The sequence below is a fragment of the Streptomyces sp. NPDC054796 genome (genome assembly GCF_053611545.1).
Genome location: NZ_JBSHAO010000009.1, coordinates 181,075 through 201,115 on the forward strand (window position 1 = coordinate 181,075; position 20,041 = coordinate 201,115).

The following is a 20,041-nucleotide window of genomic DNA, read 5'->3' on the forward strand; positions in this document are numbered from 1 at the left end:
GCCTTCCCCCTCCCCCGGGAGGCCGAGAAACACGGCTCCCCCCTCTCCCCGCCACGACGGCGGGAAACCCCTCACACCTTGTGGGCCGGGAACACCCGCCGGGCGGCCCTCACCCCCACCCCGCAGGGGTGAGGGGCGCCGTTCCGGTGCCCCGGCGGCCGGGAAGTCTCCCCGAAGGGGATCAGTGGCAGCGGTCCGCGGCCTCGATGGTGCGCGCCGCCTCGCCGAGTGCGTCCCGCAGCCGCGCGGGCTCCGTCGCCACCGCGTACGCGGTGGCGGGCGGCACGAGCCACCCCGTGCCCGCGACGGGCGGCTCCTCGGCCGTCGCGCGCGGACGCACGAGAGTCTGCGTGCACGCGCTGCCCGGCAGGTCCCAGCAGGCCGCCGTACCGGGCGGAACGAGGAAACCGAGGGTGTCGCCGGGCGCGTCGTGGAGCACGGGGCCCACCTCGTCGCGCAGCCGGAGGATGTCGACCGCCTCCAGGCCCTGCCGGGCCGGGACGGTCACCAAGTCGCAGGGCTCCGGGCGCGGAAGGCCCGCGCCGGGCGCCCCGGCCGACGGAGTGGTCCGCCGGGCGGCGTCCCACCCGCCGCCCACGGTGGTGCCGTTGCCTACGCCAGTGTTCAACACAGGGGCCCCTCCTCCGAACTCCTCGCCCGCGATGGTCATGCCGAGTTCAACGCCCGGGGGCGTCAACGGCTACGGCGGCCGGCCGCCGCAAAGGATGGCACTTCATGGCGGATCAAGGGTGAGATATCCGTTTTGTAGCCAAACACTGTGTGGCGAACCCGTCACAGACGGTACGGTCCCGCCATGGCGTCGTCACCTTCCGCGTCACGCGGTTCGCGTCGCGGGCCGAACACGGCCTTCCGGCGACTGCGCGGCACGCTGTCGCCCGGCGAGTTCGCCGCAGCCGTACGCCGGTCCGCACGCGAGATCGGCGAACAGGTCTCCTGCGATGCCCGTTATATCGGGCGGGTGGAGGCCGGTGAGATCCAATGTCCCAATTACGCGTACGAGCGGGTTTTCCTGCACATGTTTCCGGGCTACTCGCTCATGGACATGGGCTTCGCACCCCGCGAGTCCGTGCGGGGACGTGCGGCCCGTACTCAAAAGGGGGCGCTGGGAGGTGATGACGCGCCCATACATCCGGTGCTGCTCCAGACGGAGATCCGTACCGCCAGGGGCCATCCCTGCCGTATCGACTGTTCCAAGATCGACGAGGAGAGCGACGTGCTACGCCGCGCGTTCATGACCAGCGGCTCCGCCGCCCTGGCTACCGTTTCGTTCGGTGGCCCCGCAGCGGGCGAGGCCAGCGCCGCAGCCCCCACGGCCGCCTCTTCCGCGAGACGGGTCGGCGATTCCGAGGCCGAGGCCGTCGAGCGGGCCGTGCGCCACATCCGCCTGCTCGACGACCGGCACGGCGCCGACGGCCTCTACAAACGCGCGGGCGACTCGCTCCGCGCCGCCTACGAGTTGCTCGACGCGGGTACGCACCGCCGTGCCGTGTCCGACAGGTTGCACGCCGGTGCCGGTGAACTCGCCATCTCCGTGGGCTGGCTGGCCCACGACTCGGGCCGTTTCGGCGACGCCCGCTCCCACTACGCGGAGGCGCTGGCCACCGCGCGCGTCGCGGGGGACCCGGCACTGGAGGCACACGCCTTCTGCAACACGGCCTTCCTCGCCCGCGACGCGGACCGCCCGCGCGAGGCCGTACGGGCCGCGCAGGCCGGGCAGCAGGCGGCGAAGCACCTGGGCTCCGCGCGGCTGCTGTCGCTGCTCACCCTGCGGGAGGCGGGCGGCTGGGCCGGGCTCGGCGACCGAACCGCCTGCGAGGAGGCGCTGTCCAGGGCGCACACGCTGTTCGGCTCCGGCCCCTCCGACGCCGACCCCGAATGGATGAGTTTCTTCGGGGAGGCCGAGCTGGAGGGCCTGGAGGCGCAGTGCTGGTCGGCGCTCGGCGACTGGGGGCGCGCAGCGGAGCACGCCCGTCGCGCCGTGGCACTCCAGGACCCGCACTTCGTGCGCAACACGGCGCTCTTCACCGCCGAGCTGGCCGGTGACCTCGCGGCGCAGCGGCGCCCCGACGAGGCCGCCGACGCGGGCAGCAGGGCGCTGGCGCTGCTGGGCCCGGTGCAGTCCACCCGTATCCGCGCGATGCTGGAGGCGGCGGCGAAACGGTTGCGTCCGTTCGCGGAGGAACGTTCCGTGGCCGCCTTCCTGGGCCATCTGCCGCGCACGGCCTGATCCGCGTGCACGGTCCGGCCTTCCGAAGCCCGGGGCCTGTGTCCCGGGCTCCGGGCGTGCCGGGGCCTCGCGGGCTCCCGGGCCCGTCCCGGTCGGCCCGGCGGGTCAGTCCAGGTGGCCCGTGTCGTTCCAGCGCTCGATCGCGGGGGCGCCGTAGGCCCAGCCCAGGACCGAGAGCGAGGCGGGGGAAAGGCGCAGCCGGGCGGCGAAAGCGGGGTCGTAGCCCAGCCAGCGGGCGCCCAGGACGCGCAGCACGTGGCCGTGCGCGAAGACCATCACGTCGCGTTCGGCCGAACGGGCCCATTCGACGACCTCGTCCATGCGCGCGCCGACCGAGGAGAGCGCCTCGCCGCCCTCGACCCCGTCGCGCCAGATGAACCAGTCCTCCCCCGCGCGCTCCCGGATCTTCTCGGGCACCAGGCCCTCGTAGGCGCCGTAGTCCCACTCCATCAGCGTGTCCCACTCCTGGGCACGCCCGTCGCCGAAGCCCGCGAGGTCGCAGGTCTCGCGGGCCCGCGAGAGCGGGCTGGTGCGCACCTCGACGCCGGGGAGTCCGTCCCAGGGGGACCTGTGCAGCCGCTCGCCGAGCAGCTTGGCCGCCGCGCGGCCCTCGTCCAGCAGGGGGATGTCTGTGCGGCCTGTGTGCTGGCCTGTCACGGACCACTCGGTCTGTCCGTGCCGGACCAGCAGGATGCGCGCTGCCATCGGTACCTCTTCCGCATCTACGGCCTGATCTGCTCCTCTCCATCTTCGCGCAACTGATCGCCGGGCGACTTCCGGGGCCGTCGCGGGGCCCCCGAACGGGACAGCCGCAGGCCGCCGGGGGCGTCGCCGTGGACATCGGGGGCACGATTGTCGGCGGCGGATGCCAGACTTCCGCGGGTACTGCAATCTCCCGCGAGGCGAACGCCGATGACCACATCCCAAGGCCGCGTGCCGCCGCAGACAGCGGACGGCGGGACCCGGGGCGCCCGGACCCCGGACGGCGCGGACCCGGAGGCGCCGGGGCGCGCGAAGGCGCTGCACCGGCGGCTCGCCGAGCTGCGCGGCCCCGGCGTCCCGCAGCGCCCGCTCGACGCCCGCGCCCTCGCCGCCCTCGCGGCGAACCCCGGCTGCGACCGCCGCGCCCTGCTCGACGGCGCCGGGGTGGACAAGGGGGCGCTCGCCGAGGCGCTGGGCGCTCCCGCCTCCTTCGGGCAGTCGCAGTTCGCCTTCGTCCGCGGCAACGCCTTCGAGGCCCAGGTCAAGGCGGACGGCGGCGCCGAGCTGATCCGGCTGCTGTGCGCGCGTACGGGCGAGGAGCCGCCGGAGGCGGACGGGATCGCCGTCCCTGACCTCGCGGCCGACGGCCCGGCGGGGCGCGCCGAGCGCACCCGGCTGGCGCTGACGGGGGCGCCGGAGGGGTGGTCGCTGCTGGACCATCCGATGCTGGCGCTGGAGGTCGCGGGCTCGCTCGCGTATCTGGAGCCGGACGCGATCGCCGTGCATCCGGACGGCACCTGCACGGTGATCGAGATCAAGTCCTTCCCGATCCTGGACGGCGCGGCCGATCCGGCGAAGGTCGGCGCGGCGGCCCGTCAGGCGGCGGTGTACGCGCTGGCGCTGGACGGGCTGTGCACGGTGCGCGAGAAGGTGCTGCTGGTGTGCCCGAAGGACTTCTCCAACCTGCCGACGGCAGCGCGCGTCGACATCCGCAAGCAGCGCGCCACCACCCGCCGCCAGCTCGGGCGCCTCACCCGGGTCGAGGAGATCGCGGCTGCCCTCCCCGAGGGTGCGAGCCTCGATCCGTCGGCGCCCGCGTCCGAGCTGACGGCCTCCGTCGAGTCGGTGCCCGCCGCCTACGCGCCCGAGTGCCTCGCCAGTTGCGAGCTGGCCTTCCACTGCCGGGACCGGGCGCGGTCCCAGGGCGCGGTCGAGGCGCTGGGCCGCGCGACACGCGGTGAGCTGGGCGGTCTGACGACGGTGACCGAGGTCCTCGCCGCCGCGCACGGTCCCGCCTCCCCCGGCGACGATCCGGCGACGACGGCGCTGCGCCGCGCGGCACGGCTGCGCGCGGAGGCGCTGGGCGAGGGCGCCTCCGGGGCCGTGCCCGTACCGGCGTCCGAGTCCGAGCCCGCGCCCGCGAAGGAGGAGGCGTCCCCGTGTCGTTGATGTCCGCGCTGGCGCGCATGGAGGCCGTGGCGAGCGGGCGGGCGCGGCCCGTCGCGACGGTCCGGCACCGGCATCTCGCGCAGCGCCCCTTCGTCCTCGTCCCGCTGACCACGGCGGGCGAGACCGGCGCCCCGCTCGGCGCCCTCGTGGGGGACGATCAGGACGCGCCCCGGCTGCTCGTCGTCCCGCAGCCGCGCGACCGCGATCTGCGGTTCACGTTCCTGGCTGAGCTGGCCGACGCCGTGCTGCCGCACATCGAGTCCGCGCTCGACGACGTCGAGCTGGAGGAGCGCAAGGAGACCGATCCGGAGACCGGCAAGAAGGTGCCCGTCCAGGCCGAGGTGTGCGCGGACGCGCCCCAGTTGCTCGTCCCCAACTCCCCTGGCGTCGGCTTCGTGCGCCTCCTGGGCCGTTCGATGCGCTTCCGTCGTACGGCGGAGGAGGACCCGGACGCCGCGTATCCGGCGCCCCCGCGCGTCCCCCTGCTGGGGCGCTGGCTGACGCACTACGCCGAGCGGGCCCGCGTGCCGGGCCAGTCCCTGCTGCTGCCCATGACCGAGCTGCTGACCCGGCACTGGGCCACGGGCCAGAGCCAGTTGGAGGACCAGCACCTGGGCGCATTGCTCGCCTGGATAGCGCCCCCGGAGGGCGCGGAGTCCGGCGCCGAGGCGGCGCTGCGCGCGGAGGTCGAGCGGGACGCGGCGGGCCAGCTCGTCGTGCCGCCCGCAGGGCCCGCCACCGATCCGGCGTTCGACAACAAGCTGCTGGCCCCCGCCGTCAAGCGGTTCGACGCCGGGCTGCCGGGCGCCGAGGAGCAGGTGCGCGAGCTGATCGCCTCGCAACTGCGCCCGACGTGGGACGCGGTGTGGCACGGCGTCGAGCTGCTGCGCGGACTGCCCGAGGGCGAGCGCGTCCCCGAGCGCTGGCGGCGCGACCGCCTCTCGTACACCGGCCACCGCGACCGGCTGCGGGCTGGCGAGCCGCCGCAGCCGCGCAGGGACGACGCCGTCGCCGCGGCGCAGAAGCTCGCCACCCGCGAGCAGGCGCAGGCCCGTCTTGAGGCGCAGGAGGCGCTGGACGACCCCCTGGCGATGGCGGCGCGACGGCTGACGGGCGAGGCGTTCGCGGGGGAGGTCGTCGAGGTGGAGCCCGCGTTCTCGGAGGGCAAGCGGCCGATGCCGCGCCCCCTGGTCACGGTGCGCACGGACGACGAGCCGCATGTGTCCGAGGGCGGCAAGGTGCACAGGGTGCTGCCCGAAGGGGGCCAGCAGAGCGCCGAGTTCGTGGCGTACGAGGGCCCTGGACTGCTCACGGTGCGGCTCGTCAACGGCATGGGCCGCGCCAAGGAACCGGCGCCCGGCACCGTCCCCGAGAAGGGCGACAGGGTGTGCTGGACCCTCTTCGAGCACGCCCCCAGGGGCGGCCCCGGGCTCCCGGGCCAGGAGGACACCCCCTGGACACACGGCGGCCCGCCCGCCACGGCCACCGCCCCGGACGCACCGGACCCGGTGACGGCCGAGGACCTGCTGTGAACGGGTACACGAACGACGCGTCACGTGTACGCGACGCGGGTCCGGTACGCGTGACGGGTCCTGTACGCGCCGTGGGGCCCGTACGCGACGCGGGACCCGGGTGCGACGCAGGCCCCGTACGCGACACGAGGCCCGTACCCGTCACGGATCCCGTGCGTCATGGGAGCCCGTGCCGTCCCACCGCCCCGAGCAGCCGTCAGGAGCACCGTTGACCGCCGCACCCCACAGCGCAGCGCCCGCACAGGGCGCAGAACCCGCAGAGGCCACGCCACGCGCGCTCCCGCCCGGCGACGCCGCGGCCCGCGCCACCGACGCGATCCTCCACGACACGCTGCACGGCACGGACCGGGGCGTCGTCGTGGACTCGCCGCCCGGCGCCGGCAAGTCCACGCTCGTCGTCCGCGCGGCGCGCGAACTGGCGGCTGCCGGGCACCGGCTGATGGTCGTGGCGCAGACGAACGCGCAGGTGGACGATCTCGTGGACCGCCTCGCGACGGCCGATCCCGAGCTGCCCGTCGGCCGTCTGCACAGCAGCGAGCCGCATCCGTACGACCCCGTGCTCGACGAGCACCCCTCCGTCGTCACCTCGGCCAAGCCCGCCGATCTCGCCGAGCTGAACGTCGTCGTGTCCACCTCGGCCAAGTGGGCGTGGGTCAAGACCGAGGAGCCGTGGCCCTACGCGATCGTGGACGAGGCGTATCAGATGCGCTCGGACGCGCTGCTCGCCGTCGCCGGGCTCTTCGAGCGGGCGCTGTTCGTCGGCGATCCCGGCCAGCTCGACCCGTTCAGCCAGGTCGGGGCCGAGCAGTGGGCGGGGCTGTCGTACGACCCGTCGGCGAGCGCCGTCGCCACGCTCCTCTCGCACAACCCCGGCCTGCCGCAGCACCGCCTCCCCGTCTCCTGGCGGCTGCCCGCTTCGGCCGCGCCGCTGGTGTCCTCGGCGTTCTACCCGTTCACGCCGTTCCGCGCGGGCACGGAGGCGGGCGACCGCGCCCTCTCCTTCGGCGCGCCCTCCGACGGCTCCGCCGTTGACCGCGTCCTCGACGAGGCGGCCGGGGCGGGCTGGGGGCTGCTGGAGCTGCCGGAGCGGCGTACGCCCCGCACGGACCCGGAGGCGGTCGCGGCCGTCGCCCAGGTGGTGCGGCGGCTGCTGGACCGCGAGGGCGCGGCCGTCAGCGAGCGCTCCCCCGCGCCCACGCCGCTGACCGCCGACCGGATCGCCGTCGGCACCGCGCACCGCGACCAGGCGGCGGCCGTGCGGGGCGCCCTCGCCGGGCTGGGAGTCGAGGGCGTCACGGTGGACACGGCGAACCGGCTCCAGGGCCGCGAGTTCGACGTCACCGTCGTGCTGCATCCGCTCTCGGGCCGCCCGGACGCGACGGCGTTCCACCTGGAGACGGGGCGCCTGTGCGTGCTGGCCTCGCGGCACCGGCACGCGTGCGTGGTGGTGTGCAGGGCGGGGGTGCGGGAACTGCTGGACGAGCACCCCTCGACGGAGCCCGTCCAGCTCGGCATCGAGGTCAAGTTCCCCGACGGCTGGGAGGCCAACCACGCGGTCCTCGCCCACCTGGCGGAGCACGCGGTCCGGTGGGAGGAGCAGGTCACGGGGGTGCGGGCCCCGTAGCCCGTACGGGGCCAGGCCGGGGCCCGTAGTCCACGCGTGCCGGGGGTAGGGAGGAGGGAGCGCGCGGTGAGTGCGCGGGGCGGGCTCCCGGGCCGTCCCACCGGAAGGGCCCGCGGGAAAGCGTCCGGCGGGAAGCGTGAGCGGGAAGCGCACAATGGAACGCGGCCCACGACCCTGGAGGTAGCCAGATGCCCGAGCCGCACTCGGCTCCGGATCCGCGCGGCAGTGCGCCGCGCTTCCGCCGGCCCGCACCGCTGCTGTTCGAACCGTCGGACGCGGCACCCGACGCGGAGCACTTCTTCGACCTGGAGTCCATGGCCGACCCGCGCGAGCTGCTCGGCCGGGCCACCGAGCTGGCGCTGGCCTTCCGCGCCGCCGCCGACCGCGCCGTGGAGTTCCAGGCCATCGCGGCGGCACAGCTCGCCGACCCCAAGCGCTTCGACCGGCTCTCGGAGGCGGCCATCGCGGAGCGCGGCGAGTGGACCGAGGACTACGCGCGGAAGATGATCGAGTTCGGCCGCGAGCTGCTCGCCGACCGCGGGCCGGAGTGACGTCGGCACCGGGGGCCGGGGGCGACGCCGGCGGCGCGGGCGCGGGCGACGTCCGCACCGCGGGTCCCCGGAAAGGCTGAGGGGAGCGGGGCCACCGCGAGGCCATGGCGCCCTCGGAACGGCTGAGAGGAACCGGACTGCTGTCCGGCCGCCCGATCATGATGTGGCATATGCGCAGCGAAAGATAGCGGACCCTCGGCGACGTTGTCCCGATTTCTGTCAATCCACAGAAACGGAACCCCGTCTTTCGCTACACGTATATGCCATGAGCGATTGGCACGGGGAAACCCCTCCTCAGCACTCGGACGTCTTCCAGCTCGCCTCGATCACGTCGTCCCGCGGCTCCACCCGTGACGCCCGTGACACCCGCAGCACCCGTGACGCCCGTTCCGCTCGCACCCCACGGGGCACGCACGGTGCCGTCCCGTCCCCCTGGCCCGAGCGGCCCAGGCGACACGCGTGGCCCCTGTGGCCCGAGGGAGCCGAGCGGGCCGAGCGGGCGGAGGAGGAAGCGGAGGCGGAGGAGTCCACGGGCCCCGCCCACGTCACCCCGGCCGGAGCCGACTGGCTCGCCTCCGCCAGCGCCTTCCCGCGCAGCGTCCACGCCCTGTGGGACCTGCGCCCCACCGCGCCCAGCGTGCTGCCCTGCGGCACGGTCTTCGACATCGTGAGCACGTCACCCGTCTTCGGGCGCCGCCTCCTCGACCGGCTCTGGTCGGGAGGCCCGGGCAGCGGCCCCGTCGCCGCGCATCGGGGGCGCGCCCTGCTCTTCGCCGCGCCGGGCACGGCGCAGCGGCTCCCCGCGCTGCTGAACTGGGAGGAGTGGCGCACGCCGCACGGCTCGGGGGAGGGGACGGAGGCCGGGGAGGGCCCCGAGTCCGAGTCCGGGTCCGGGTCCGACGGCCCCGCGGAAACGATCCCCCCGCTGCTCTGCCACGGCCTCGGCGACGCCGTCACCATCCCAGCGCTCCGCCCCGCCGGTCCTCCCCCGTCCGACGCCGCCGACCGCCCCGCCTCGCGCTGGCTCGTCGCGCCCGACGTGCGGTACCCCTGGCTGCCCGGACCCGAGGTGCTGCTCTGGGCCTGCGTCCGCACGATGCGCTCCTTCCGCTCCGTCCGCGCAGGTGGGGAAGGGCGTACACGTGAACAATCGATTTTCACAACGCAGGATCGTGATGCTAAGGTCTACGACGTCAGCAGGCGCCGCTAGCTCAGTTGGTTAGAGCAGCTGACTCTTAATCAGCGGGTCCGGGGTTCGAGTCCCTGGCGGCGCACAGACGGTCGAAGGCCCCTCGCGGAAGCGAGGGGCCTTCGGCGTTCCCGGCTCCACCCCTGGCTCCGGCATCCCTCACACCGGGCCGTCCCTCGTGACCTTCACGTCCCAGCCGTGCCGGTCGCCGCGCCCCGTGACCTCCACGCGCACGCCCCCGCCCCGCTCCGTCGCATAGCTCTCCCCCACGCGCAGCGGGGCGTCGGCGAGCTGCGGAAGGACCGAGCTGCCCACGCAGGCGCCCCGGCGCGGGTGGCCGTCGATGACCTCGACCGGGCCCTCCGTCGAGGCGCGGTCGCTGCGCACCCAGTACATGAGCACCCCGCTCTGGCACACGGCGCCGTCGTTCCCGTACCGGCCGCGCGCCTCCAGGGCGAGGGCCTCGTACGGGCCCGTACGGACGACGGTCAGGCGCTTGTCGTCCGCGCCGCCCAGGGGCCCGGCCCCGAGCGGACGGAGGGTGTGGCGGCTGGTGCCCGCGCGGTCGGGGACGCAGGAGACGTTGCGGCGCTCCAGCCAGCCGAGCTTCCACTTGTGCCATCCGAAGGGGTCGGGCGCCAGCCCGAACTGGCTTCCCATGAGGTCCCAGTCCCCGACGTACGTGTCCCAGTCGGCCTTGCCGTCCTCGGGGCGCTGATAGAGGTCGGGCAGGTCGAAGACGTGGCCCGTCTCGTGGGCCAGGACATTGCGGTCGGGCGGACTCTGCTCGAAGACGGTGACGAGGCGGCGCAGCTCGGTGCCGTCGGCCTCGATGGGGTCGTCGAAGTTGACGACCTTCGTCGCGTCCGAGTTCACGCCCGGCGCGTCGGGGTCGGCGACGAGATACACGAAGTCGTACGCGCCGAAGTCCACGTGCGGGTCGGCCGCCGCCACCGCGTCGCGCAGGTAGGAGCCGCGCCTGCCGGAGTCCCAGTCGCGCTGTATCTCGTACGACGTGGACTCCTGCGGCATCTCGATCCAGCGCTTGGCCGGGTGCGGGCGCAGCGTGAACGCGCCGTAGGAGGCGCGTGTGAAGAACCGCGTGGTGGCCGGGAAGTGGTCGGCGGCCAGTTCGCGCGGGGTGGCCAGGGGCCGGGAGTCGGGGAAGGAGAGGAAGATCATGGCCGCGTCGAGGGTGCCGCGCGGCCGGGGGTAGGAGGGGTTCCAGGAGTCGAGGCCCAGCGAGTGGTGGGCATCGGTCCTGGGCAGGGCGCACGGGCCGCCCGCCGCCTGCGCTGTCACGGGGCCCGCGATGAGCGCCATGCCCATGAAGGCCGTCAGAGCGGTCAGAACCGCGGCCATGCGACGCCAACCGCGCGCCGCGGCCACCCCGTCGGGTATACGCGTTTGCGCCACGTCTCGACCTCACCGGATCAGGAAGTGCGGACCGCCTCCACACTGTCCTGATTTGGCGGTATACGCCCTGTTCCGTTGGTCCAGTCGAGTCACCCGCGATATGACTACCCCGAGTAATGCTCGGTCGTAGACGATCAGGCTTGTTCCCACCTTCGAGGGGTTTCGGTCACCCTCGTGCGAACACGTGCGTCCCACGTGCACCAATGGGCTTGATCGACGCCGGGGACACTGGCTCGGTTATGGCGCGAACCTCTATGATCGGCACATTTCCAGCGCGGATCCGCCTCTGGGCGCCCAGGCCGACCGCCCGGCCTATCCGCACGAGTCGAGTCCCCCGTGGGAGCGATCGGTGAACGGACCCCCCGAAGGACCGGGCAACAACTCCGGCGACGCCCCCGGAACACCACCGCGAACCATCACGGAAGGTAATCGTCACCAGGAACGGCGAACGCGGCGGAAGACCCGGGAAGGTCAGGACGGTCAGGACGGCCAGGAAAGCGAGGACGGCCAGGAGGGCCAGCACCCCGAGGGTGGCCGCGCTTCGGCGGCCCGCGGGCCGCACGCCCGGCGCGGGGACTTCCGCGCCGCCTTCAACGCGGCGCAGCTCCCCATGGCGGTCGTCGACCGCGACGGCCGCGTGCTCAGCGCCAACCGGGCGCTGGGCTCCCTGCTCGGCACCCGCCCCCAGGCCCTCACCTCGACCCCTGTCGCGGATCTGACGGGGCTGCGGCTCGACGAACGCGTACGAGCCGCGTACCACGACGTGCTCCAGGGCCGCGGCGAGCGGATGAGCTGCACCAGCAGGCTCAAACACGCCGACGGGCACACCCTGTGGGCCGAGATCACGGTCACCCCCACGGCCCGCCGCGGCGAATCCCTGCTGTCCGTCACGGACATCACCGAACGGCGCGATCTCCAGGAGCGCCTGCGTCACCACCAGATGCACGACCCGGTGACCAGGCTGCCCAACCGCACCCTCTTCTTCGAGCGCCTCTCGACGGCGCTCGGCGACACGGCCACGGGCCGCATCGGCATCTGCTACCTCGACCTCGACGGCTTCAAGGCCGTCAACGACACCCTCGGGCACCGGATCGGGGACGAACTGCTGGTCGCGGTCGCGCGGCGGATCACACAGTGCGCAGAGGACTGCGGCGGCCACGACGAGGAGTACGGCGGCGGCCACCTCGTCGCACGGCTGGGCGGCGACGAGTTCGCGCTGCTGGTGGAGAGCTCCACGGGCACGGAGCAGATGTCCGAGCTGGCGCAGGCCCTGCTGGCCGCCCTGCAACGCCCCTTCGACCTGGCGGGCCAGCGCCTCGCCGTCTCCGCCAGCATCGGCGTGGTGGAGCGCGAGGCGGAGGGCACCGGGCCCACGGAGCTGATGCAGGCGGCCGACACCACGCTGTACTGGGCGAAGGCCGACGGCAAGGCGCGCTGGACCCTCTTCGACCCCGAGCGCAACGCGCACCGCATGACCCGGCAGGAACTGTCGAGCACGCTGCGCCGGGGCGTGGAGCACGGCGAGTTCGTGGTGGAGTACCAGCCCATCGTGGGCTTCGCCGACGATGCGCTGCGCGGCGTGGAGGCCCTGGTGCGCTGGCGGCATCCACGGTTCGGCACGCTCGGGCCCAACCAGTTCATCGGGCTCGCCGAGGAGAACGGCGCCATCGTTCCGCTGGGCCGGTGGGTGCTTGCCGAATCGTGCCGCCAGGCCCGGCGCTGGATGCTGGAACATCCAGGACCGCCGCTCTTCGTCAGCGTCAACGTGGCAGTGCGCCAGGTCTGGGACTCGGATCTGGTCGCCGACGTGGCCCGCATCCTCGACGAGACCGGGCTGCCCTCGGGACTGCTCCAGCTCGAACTGACCGAGTCGGCGGTGATGGGGTCAGCGGGGCGGCCCCTCCAGGCGTTGCAGGCGCTGAGCGAGATGGGTGTCCGCATCGCCATCGACGACTTCGGCACCGGCTACTCCAACCTCGCCTACCTCAGCCGCCTCCCCGTCCGCGCCCTCAAGCTGGACGGCTCCTTCGTGCGGGGGTTCCGTACCGCGCGGCACACCAATCCCGCCGACGAGACGATCGTGGCCGCGCTCGTGCAGCTCGCGCACAAGCTGGGGCTGACGGTGACCGCCGAGTGCGTGGAGGGGCCGGCGCAGGCGGAACGGCTCCGTCGCATCGGCTGCGACACGGGCCAGGGCTGGCACTACGCCAAGCCCATGCCGGCTGAGCGCATCGACGCACTGCTGCGGTAGCGCTGCGCTGGGCTGTCTGGCGTTTCGGAGTGGCCCCTTCACGGGGGTGTTGCGCGGGACGGTTCGCCGGTGTGGGTGTTGCCGTAGGGTCCCGCGCTGGTTTTTGCGCCGCTTCACGGGGGTGGCGTCGTGTGGCTTGGCGCCATGTTCGGGCGCGGGCCGGTGGCTTCGGCGCGGCGTGTGGTTGCGGTGCGTCGCGGCTGGCGCCGCGTGATCCTTGGCTGGTGCCGGTGGCCGTGTGGGGTGCGTGGGTGGTGGGGGTCGGCGCCGCGCCGGGGTGTCTCCTCGGCGTGAAGCCATCGTCGTCGGCTTTCCGCCGGTGACTTTCTCGACCTGCGGGGACACCCCACCACGTCCCCTCCCAGCCCGGTGACCAACCGCAGGTCGGTGGCCACTTCGGTTGTTCCCGTGCTGTGTGCCCGCACCTCGCGGTACGGGCCCAGCCCTACCACGGAAAGCCGACGGCGACGCGCCACCCCTGTTGTGGGCAAGCGTCCCGCTCGGCGGGACGGGTGGGCACAACCCACCCACCGGGCCGCAGCCGCAAACGACACCCCCAGGAGGCACCCGGATAGGCGTCCCCTGGGACAGGGGTCAGGGCTGGTCGGGCAGCGAGTAGGCGTCGGCGATGAGTTCGTAGGAACGGACGCGGGCCGAAGGGGTGTGGGCGTTGGCGGTGATCATCAGTTCGTTGGCGCCGGTGCGCTTGGCCAGCGCGTCGAGCCCGTCCCGTACCGCGTCAGGCGTACCGTGCACGACGTTCCCGAGCCAGCCGTCGACGAAGTCCCGCTCGACCGCGCTGAAGGTGTACGCCTCGGCCTCCTCGGGCGTCGGTATCAGCCCAGGCCGCCCCGTCCGCAGCCGCAGCATGGACAGCGCCCCGGTGAGCACCTGACGCCGGGCCTCGTTCTCGTCGTCGGCGGCGAGCGCGGCGGCGCCGATCAGCGCGTACGGCTCGTCCAGCACGGCGGAGGGGCGGAACGTCTCGCGGTAGAGGTCCAGGGCCGGGATGGTGTTGGCCGACGAGAAGTGGTGGGCGAACGCGAAGGGCAGCCCGAGCTGGCCCGCGAGCTGTGCGCTGAAGCCGGAGGAGCCCAGCAGCCAGACCGGCGGGCGTCCGCCGTCGCCGCCCTGGACAGGTCCTGGCACGGCGTGGATGCGCGCGTAGCGGTGGCCGTCGGGGAAGTCGTCGTCGAGGAAGCGGATCAGTTCGGCGAGCTGCTGCGGGAACTCGTCGGCGCCCTCGCGGAGCTTGTCCGAGCGGCGCAGCGCGGCGGCCGTCGCGCCGTCGGTGCCGGGCGCGCGGCCCAGGCCGAGGTCGATGCGGCCCGGCGCGAGCGCCTCCAGCGTGCCGAACTGTTCGGCGATCACCAGCGGGGCGTGGTTGGGCAGCATGACGCCGCCGGAGCCGAGCCGGATGCGGCGGGTGTGCGCGGCGAGGTGGGCCAGGATCACGGCGGGCGAGGAGCTGGCGACGCCCGGCATGGAGTGGTGCTCGGCCACCCAGTAGCGGGTGAAGCCGCGGCTCTCGGCCAGGCGCGCGGTCTCCGTGGAGGCGCGCAGCGCGTCGGTCGCGGTGTGCCCGACGCCGACGTTCGCCAGGTCCAGCACGGACAGCGCGACGGGTGCCGTGCCCCGCGCCTCGCCCCTGATGGGGTCCTGGGCGCTGTCCCGCGGGCCCGCGCCCGTGGCTGTCTCCGTGCTGTCGCTCGTGCCGTGCGCGTGCGCGTCGCTCACCGTTGGGCCTCGCCTCTCGCTCTGCTGTGCCGTACAGCAGATGACAACCCCGCGCGTCCCCCGTCTCTTCCCGGTGCGCGTGTGCGACGGACCACGGGGTGCGGGACGCGCCCGTACGGACAAAGAAAGCGAATGGCCGTACCGCTCCGGCGCGGGGCCGGGGCGGTACGGCCATGGCAGCCGTGCCGTGGACGTGCCGTCGTCAGGAGAAGAGGGTGCCCAGGCGCGGGCAGCGCACCTTCGCGTCCAGGAGGCGCAGCCCCTCCCATGCGGTGACCTGGTTGGCGGTCAGCACGGGCTTGCCGAGCGCCTCCTCCAGCTCGGGGATCCAGGCGGCGGTGTGCAGGGCCGTGTCCGGGAGCAGTACCGCCTGCGCCTCGGGGTGGTCGCCGCCCCGCGCCAGTGCCAGGACCTCATCCTTGCCCCAGGTGCCGACCTCGGCCGCCGTGATGATGCCGCTGCCGCGCATCGAGACGACCTCGGCGCCCGCCGCCTTGAGGAAGCCGGTGAACAGCTCGCCCACGTCCTCCGGGTAGGTCGCCGCGATGGCGACCCGCTCGGCCCCGAGCGCGCGTACCGCGCCGGCGAAGGCGAAGGACGTGCTGGAGGCGGGCAGCCCGGCCGTCGCCGACAGCTCGCGCACCTGCTCGTGCGCGCCGTCCCAGCCGAAGACGAAGCTGGCGCTGGTGCAGGCCCAGACGACCGCCTGGACGCCGTGCTCCTTGACCTCGGCGACCTTGTCGGCCAGCCGCCCCGCCGAGCCCATCTCCAGCAGCGCGTCCACGCGGTGGGCGTCCTCGCCGATGTCGGTGTGCACCAGCGGCAGCCGTACCTCGGCGCCCGCCTCGGCCAGGATGCCCTCCAGCCGGGGGTAGTCGTCCTCGGCCGAATAGCCGGGGTACAGGAATCCGACCGCCCGCGTGGGCTCTGCCGCGTTCGCCATCTACGCCTCCCGAAGCGTTGACCTTGTTCCCTGCTGTGCTGCGGTTCTTCGTGGTGCCGTGTGGGCATGGAGGGGCACCGGGCTGCTTGTCGGCCCGGCGCCGTGTTCGGTTCGTTTCGCGGGGGCGCCCTCGTACGGGCGCCTACACGGGCGGCTGTGCGCCGCCCCACTCGTCGGGGAGGGGGGACGAGGGGTCGTGCCCCTCCATGGGCTCGGCGCTCTCGGTGCCCGCGCCCGCGAGGGCCGCCTCCGGCTCCGGATCGGCGGGCTCGGAAGCGGCGGGGACGGACGGTTCGCTCACCCCGTAGGGCTCCGGCGGCGAAGGTGCCATCGCCGCCGGGCCGCGTCGCGCGACGGGGTCGAGCAGCGCCTGGTACGGGCCGACGGCCTGCTTGCCGACGCGCCGCAGCGCCGCCCACATCGTCACCTGGTTGGCGGAGAGGACGGGCATCCTCAGCTCCGCCTCCAGCTGGGGGATGACGTCGTACGTCGGAAGGTTGGTGCAGCTGATGAAGAGCGCGTCCGGCGAGTCCACGGCCGCCTCGCGGGCCATGTCCACGACGTCGCGGTACGGCACCCGCCAGATCTCGCGGGTCAGCCCGAGATAGCTGCGCCCCGTGACCGCGATCCCGGCCTCGCCGAGGAACTCCTCCAGCGAGTCGGTGACCGACTTCGTGTACGGGGTGACCACCGCGACACGCCGTGCGCCGATCTCCTCGAGCGCGTCGAGGAGGGCGCCCGAGGTGGTGAGGGAGGGCAGCTCACCGGCCTGGGCCATCGCGGCGCTCATCGCCCGCTCTCCCTCGATGCCGCCCACGAAGCTGCCGGACGTGCACGCGTAGGCGAGGACTTCCGGAGCCACCGCCACCAGCGCTTGTACGGCCTCGCGCAGCGTTTCGTGTTCGCTGACGAGGCGGGCCAGGTCGAGGCTTACCTCGACGGGGACAAAAGGAGTGCGCGTGAGGTGCAGGGATACGTCGTCCGGAACCCAGCGCCACAGCTCACGGTCCAGTGCGAAGTCGAAGGGTGCGACGATTCCGACACCGCGTTGTGGCTGCGGTCCGCCGAGGAAGGAGACATCCATTTCGAGCCCCAAAGAACGGAGGGGTGGCCTGCGGCCAGAAGCCAGCAGAAGGGGGAAAAGGAAAGCCGGACAGAAGCCGGGACGCAGGGACAGATGCCTTTGTTGACGAAGGTAGTTTGCGCTCCCTACCGTGGTCAATCCTCGCATCTGCTGCAAGATCCCGCCTTGCTCGATCAGCCAACCGCACCCTCGTTTCGAAATGGTTTCCTGCCTATGTCCGAAACCTGTGTTCTTGTCCTCGACGCCGAGCCCCTGCCCAGGCTCGATCGGCTCCGGGGGCGCGCACGCGTCGTACACGCCGACGAGAAGTCCCTCGCCACTCACCTTCCGGAGGCCGATGTGCTTCTGGTCTGGGATTTCCTGTCCGACGCGGTGCGGGAGGCGTGGCCTGGCGGGGGCCCCAGGCCGCGCTGGGTGCACACGCCGAGCGCGGGGGTGGACCGGCTGCTGCCCGAGCTGTCCGCCTCCCCGGACACGGTCGTCACGAATGCCAGGGGAGTCTTTGACCAGCCCATTGCCGAATACGTGGCCGGACTCGTTCTAGCTATGGCCAAAGATTTCCCCGGAAGCTGGGAATTGCAGCGCCGGAGGACGTGGCGACACCGGGAGACAATTCGGGTGGGCGGCACTCGTGCGCTGGTCGTCGGATCGGGCCCAATTGGCCGCACAATTGGCCGCACACTTATGGCACTGGGTGTCACAGTTGACCTCGTTGGCCGTACAGCTCGCGACACCGATCCGGAATTCGGCCGGGTCCACGGGAACGCGGCTCTGCCGACGCTGCTCGGCGAGGCGGACTGGGTGGTCTGCGTGGCCCCGCTCACCGAGGAATCACGCGGCCTCTTCGACGCGGCGGCCTTCTCCCGCATGAAGCCGGGCGCCCGCTTCATCAACGTCGGCCGGGGCCAGCACGTCGTCGAGGACGACCTGGTCGAGGCGCTGCGGGCCGAGCGGATCGCGGGCGCCGCGCTCGACGTCTTCGCACAGGAGCCCCTGGCGGACGGCAGCCCGCTGTGGGACGTGCCGGGACTGCTGGTCTCGCCCCATATGAGCGGCGACACGCTGGGCTGGCGCGACGACCTGGCCGAGCAGTTCCTCGACAACTTCGACCGGTGGGAGGCGGGCGAGCCCCTGCTGAACGTGGTCGACAAGGGCCTCGGCTACGTACCGAGCACGTAGCCGAGCATGTGCCCGGCCGGGCACGTGCACCGGCCGGGCACATGGCCGCCGGGCACACAGCCAAGGCCAGCACGCGGGTGTTCCACAGCGTTCCGTCACTCTCACCTCACCGGAAGGTGCCGCCATGTCGGATCTCACCACTCTCACCGCGACCCAGCTCGTCGCCGGGTACGCGGCGGGGGACTTCTCCCCCGTCGACGCGGCCCGCGCGACGCTGGAGCGCGCGGAAGCCACGCAGCCGCACGTGAACGCCTTCGTCCGCATCGACGCCGAGCAGGCGCTCGCCCAGGCCAGGGAGTCCGAGGAGCGGTGGCGGCGCGGGCAGCCGCGGGGGCTGGTCGACGGGGTGCCCGTGACGGTGAAGGACATCCTGCTCCAGAAGGGCGGCCCCACCTACAAGGGCTCGTGGGCCGTCGGCGACGAGGGCCCCTGGGACGAGGACGCGCCCTCCGTCGCGCGGCTGCGCGAGCACGGCGCGGTCTTCCTCGGCAAGACGACGACGCCCGAGTTCGGCTGGAAGGGCGTCACCGACAGCCCCCGGCACGGTGCGACGGGCAACCCGTACGACCCGTCGCGCACGGCGGGCGGCTCCAGCGGCGGCGGCGCTGCGGCCGTCGCGCTGGGCGCAGGACCGCTGAGCCTGGGCACGGACGGGGGCGGTTCGGTCCGCATCCCGGCCGCGTTCTGCGGGATCTTCGCGATGAAGCCGACGTACGGGCGGGTCCCGATCTATCCCGCGAGCGCCTTCGGCACCCTCGCGCACGTGGGCCCCATGACCCGGGACGCGGCGGACGCGGCGCTGCTGATGGACGTGATCACGGGCCCCGACCCGCGCGACTGGTCCCAGCTCGGCCCGGTGACCCACAGCTTCCGCGACGGGCTCGCCGGGGGCGTCGAGGGGCTGCGCGTCGCGTACTCGCCCAGCTTCGGCGGTCAGGTGGCCGTCGACCAGCAGGTGGCCGCCGCCGTGCGGCGCACGGTGGAGCGGCTCGTGGAGCTGGGCGCGCACGTCGAGGAGACCGATCCGGACCTCGCTGACCCCGTGGATGCCTTCCACACACTCTGGTTCTCGGGAGCCGCACGCGTGACGGAGAGTTTCAGCCAAGATCAGCGCGCGGCCCTGGACCCCGGTCTGCGCGAGATCTGCGAAGAGGGGGCGCGCGCCACGGCCCTCGACTACCTCGCCGCCGTCGACGTCCGCATGGCGCTGGGCAAGGCGATGGGCGCCTTCCACGAGACGTACGACCTGCTGGTGACGCCCGCGCTGCCGATCACCGCCTTCGGGGCCGGACTTGAAGTGCCCGAGGGCTCCCCGCACACGCGCTGGACGGGCTGGACGCCCTTCACGTACCCGTTCAACATGACGCAGCAGCCCGCCGCCTCCGTCCCCTGCGGGGTGGACGCCGACGGGCTGCCGGTCGGCATCCAGCTCGTGGCCGCGCGCCACCGCGACGACCTGGTGCTGCGCGCCGCGCAGGCGCTGTACGAGGCGGGGGCCGCGGACATTCCGGCCCCCGCGCTCGCCTCTCTCGTTACGCCCGCCGGAAGTTGAGCGTCTCGCCGAGCGCTCCGGCGCGCCAGAGGTCCTGACACGCCTCGGCCATCTCGTCGAGACCGTCCACGACCGCTCCCCAGACGATGCCGGGAACCCACCCGGCATCGCCGTTGATCAGGAGGTTGTTGCGCTCGTAGAAGAGCGCGAGATCGATGACGGTGGCCCGTTCGGCATGGGCGGCCTTGCCGCCCTGCTGTTCGGCCGCTGCCTCATATCCGTAGGACGCGGTGCCCAACTGGGTGTTGGAGAACGTGAAATAGCAGAGGTCTCCCGGAATGGGAGTGATAGTGGGATTCTCCAGCGGCGGCTCCTCAGGGGCGAAGGGCGGGATGAGGGCGTAGATCTCGTTGCGGGCATACTTGGCGTGGTACACGTCTCCGCCGAGCGGAAGCGCGTTCCACACCGCCTCACAAGTGATCGGCGCCCTGTCGTCGAGCAGCTTGGCGGTGCAGCTCACTCCCCGCTTGTCCAGCGAGACTTCAATGAAGCGATCGGCCATCGTGCCTCCGCATGAGGGTTGGTCATTTACGTGTCAATAGTGACGCAAATGTCAACCCCACAACGACCCCGTCAAGGGCCGG

Annotated in this window: 16 protein-coding genes and 1 tRNA gene; 10 read left to right on the plus strand and 7 right to left on the minus strand. The window is 73.2% G+C overall.

The genetic code is table 11. The annotated features are described in order from the left end of the window. Positions 1-181 precede the first annotated feature (181 nt). Complete coding sequence (locus ACWGJ2_RS10630) at positions 182-628, minus strand: hypothetical protein (RefSeq protein WP_453345635.1); 447 nt, start codon at positions 626-628, stop codon at positions 182-184. A gap of 186 nt (positions 629-814) precedes the next feature. On the opposite strand from ACWGJ2_RS10630, the gene ACWGJ2_RS10635 reads away from it, so the two are divergent. Further along, on the plus strand, positions 815-2,248 hold the full coding sequence (locus ACWGJ2_RS10635; protein ID WP_453345636.1) for a tetratricopeptide repeat protein: 1,434 nt from the start codon (positions 815-817) through the stop codon (positions 2,246-2,248). A 105-nt stretch (positions 2,249-2,353) separates the two neighbouring features. Here the strand turns inward: ACWGJ2_RS10635 and ACWGJ2_RS10640 are convergent, their stop codons facing one another. Next, entirely contained in the window at positions 2,354-2,953 is a 600-nt protein-coding gene (locus tag ACWGJ2_RS10640; RefSeq protein ID WP_453345637.1) for a histidine phosphatase family protein, read from the minus strand. A gap of 207 nt (positions 2,954-3,160) precedes the next feature. On the opposite strand from ACWGJ2_RS10640, the gene ACWGJ2_RS10645 reads away from it, so the two are divergent. The 6 genes from ACWGJ2_RS10645 (at position 3,161) to ACWGJ2_RS10670 (ending at position 9,380) form a co-directional block, all read left to right on the plus strand. Continuing rightward, a complete protein-coding gene (locus ACWGJ2_RS10645; protein WP_453345638.1) occupies positions 3,161-4,399 on the plus strand; it encodes a hypothetical protein in 1,239 nt (412 codons plus the stop codon). After that, positions 4,390-5,931 carry a hypothetical protein gene (locus ACWGJ2_RS10650; RefSeq protein ID WP_453345639.1) on the plus strand — a complete coding sequence of 514 codons (1,542 nt, stop codon included), beginning with the start codon at positions 4,390-4,392 and terminating at the stop codon, positions 5,929-5,931. The genes ACWGJ2_RS10645 and ACWGJ2_RS10650 overlap by 10 nt, the downstream gene beginning before the upstream one ends. A gap of 316 nt (positions 5,932-6,247) precedes the next feature. Continuing rightward, the gene (locus ACWGJ2_RS10655) at positions 6,248-7,555 is read left to right on the plus strand and encodes an AAA domain-containing protein (RefSeq protein WP_453345677.1); all 1,308 of its coding nucleotides are present in this window, start codon (positions 6,248-6,250) and stop codon (positions 7,553-7,555) included. Positions 7,556-7,743: 188 nt separating this feature from the next. After that, the gene (locus ACWGJ2_RS10660; protein WP_453345640.1) at positions 7,744-8,106 is read left to right on the plus strand and encodes a hypothetical protein; all 363 of its coding nucleotides are present in this window, start codon (positions 7,744-7,746) and stop codon (positions 8,104-8,106) included. 466 nt (positions 8,107-8,572) lie between these two features. After that, on the plus strand, positions 8,573-9,316 hold the full coding sequence (locus ACWGJ2_RS10665; RefSeq protein WP_453345678.1) for a hypothetical protein: 744 nt from the start codon (positions 8,573-8,575) through the stop codon (positions 9,314-9,316). Beyond that, positions 9,307-9,380: transfer RNA gene (locus ACWGJ2_RS10670), tRNA-Lys, on the plus strand. The genes ACWGJ2_RS10665 and ACWGJ2_RS10670 overlap by 10 nt, the downstream gene beginning before the upstream one ends. Before the next feature lie 74 nt (positions 9,381-9,454). Here the strand turns inward: ACWGJ2_RS10670 and ACWGJ2_RS10675 are convergent. Beyond that, positions 9,455-10,657 carry a M6 family metalloprotease domain-containing protein gene (locus tag ACWGJ2_RS10675; protein WP_453345641.1) on the minus strand — a complete coding sequence of 401 codons (1,203 nt, stop codon included), beginning with the start codon at positions 10,655-10,657 and terminating at the stop codon, positions 9,455-9,457. Positions 10,658-11,321: 664 nt separating this feature from the next. Here ACWGJ2_RS10675 and ACWGJ2_RS10680 point away from each other — a divergent pair. Then, complete coding sequence (locus tag ACWGJ2_RS10680; protein ID WP_453345679.1) at positions 11,322-12,962, plus strand: putative bifunctional diguanylate cyclase/phosphodiesterase; 1,641 nt, start codon at positions 11,322-11,324, stop codon at positions 12,960-12,962. A gap of 594 nt (positions 12,963-13,556) precedes the next feature. Here ACWGJ2_RS10680 and ACWGJ2_RS10685 read toward each other — a convergent pair. The 3 genes from ACWGJ2_RS10685 to ACWGJ2_RS10695 all read right to left on the minus strand — a co-directional run bounded on the left by ACWGJ2_RS10685 (position 13,557) and on the right by ACWGJ2_RS10695 (position 16,726). Then, a complete protein-coding gene (locus ACWGJ2_RS10685) occupies positions 13,557-14,615 on the minus strand; it encodes an LLM class flavin-dependent oxidoreductase (RefSeq protein ID WP_453345680.1) in 1,059 nt (352 codons plus the stop codon). A 286-nt stretch (positions 14,616-14,901) separates the two neighbouring features. Continuing rightward, on the minus strand, positions 14,902-15,642 hold the full coding sequence (locus tag ACWGJ2_RS10690) for a maleate cis-trans isomerase family protein (protein WP_453345642.1): 741 nt from the start codon (positions 15,640-15,642) through the stop codon (positions 14,902-14,904). A gap of 142 nt (positions 15,643-15,784) precedes the next feature. Then, complete coding sequence (locus ACWGJ2_RS10695; RefSeq protein ID WP_453345643.1) at positions 15,785-16,726, minus strand: maleate cis-trans isomerase family protein; 942 nt, start codon at positions 16,724-16,726, stop codon at positions 15,785-15,787. 213 nt (positions 16,727-16,939) lie between these two features. Between ACWGJ2_RS10695 and ACWGJ2_RS10700 the strand changes: the two genes are divergently transcribed. Both ACWGJ2_RS10700 and ACWGJ2_RS10705 read left to right on the plus strand, forming a co-directional pair. Next, on the plus strand, positions 16,940-17,905 hold the full coding sequence (locus tag ACWGJ2_RS10700) for a D-2-hydroxyacid dehydrogenase (RefSeq protein ID WP_453345644.1): 966 nt from the start codon (positions 16,940-16,942) through the stop codon (positions 17,903-17,905). 124 nt (positions 17,906-18,029) lie between these two features. After that, complete coding sequence (locus ACWGJ2_RS10705) at positions 18,030-19,457, plus strand: amidase (RefSeq protein ID WP_453345645.1); 1,428 nt, start codon at positions 18,030-18,032, stop codon at positions 19,455-19,457. On the opposite strand, the gene ACWGJ2_RS10710 is transcribed toward ACWGJ2_RS10705, so the two are convergent. Continuing rightward, entirely contained in the window at positions 19,438-19,959 is a 522-nt protein-coding gene (locus tag ACWGJ2_RS10710; RefSeq protein WP_453345646.1) for a DUF3830 family protein, read from the minus strand. The genes ACWGJ2_RS10705 and ACWGJ2_RS10710 overlap by 20 nt on opposite strands. Positions 19,960-20,041: the final 82 nt, after the last annotated feature.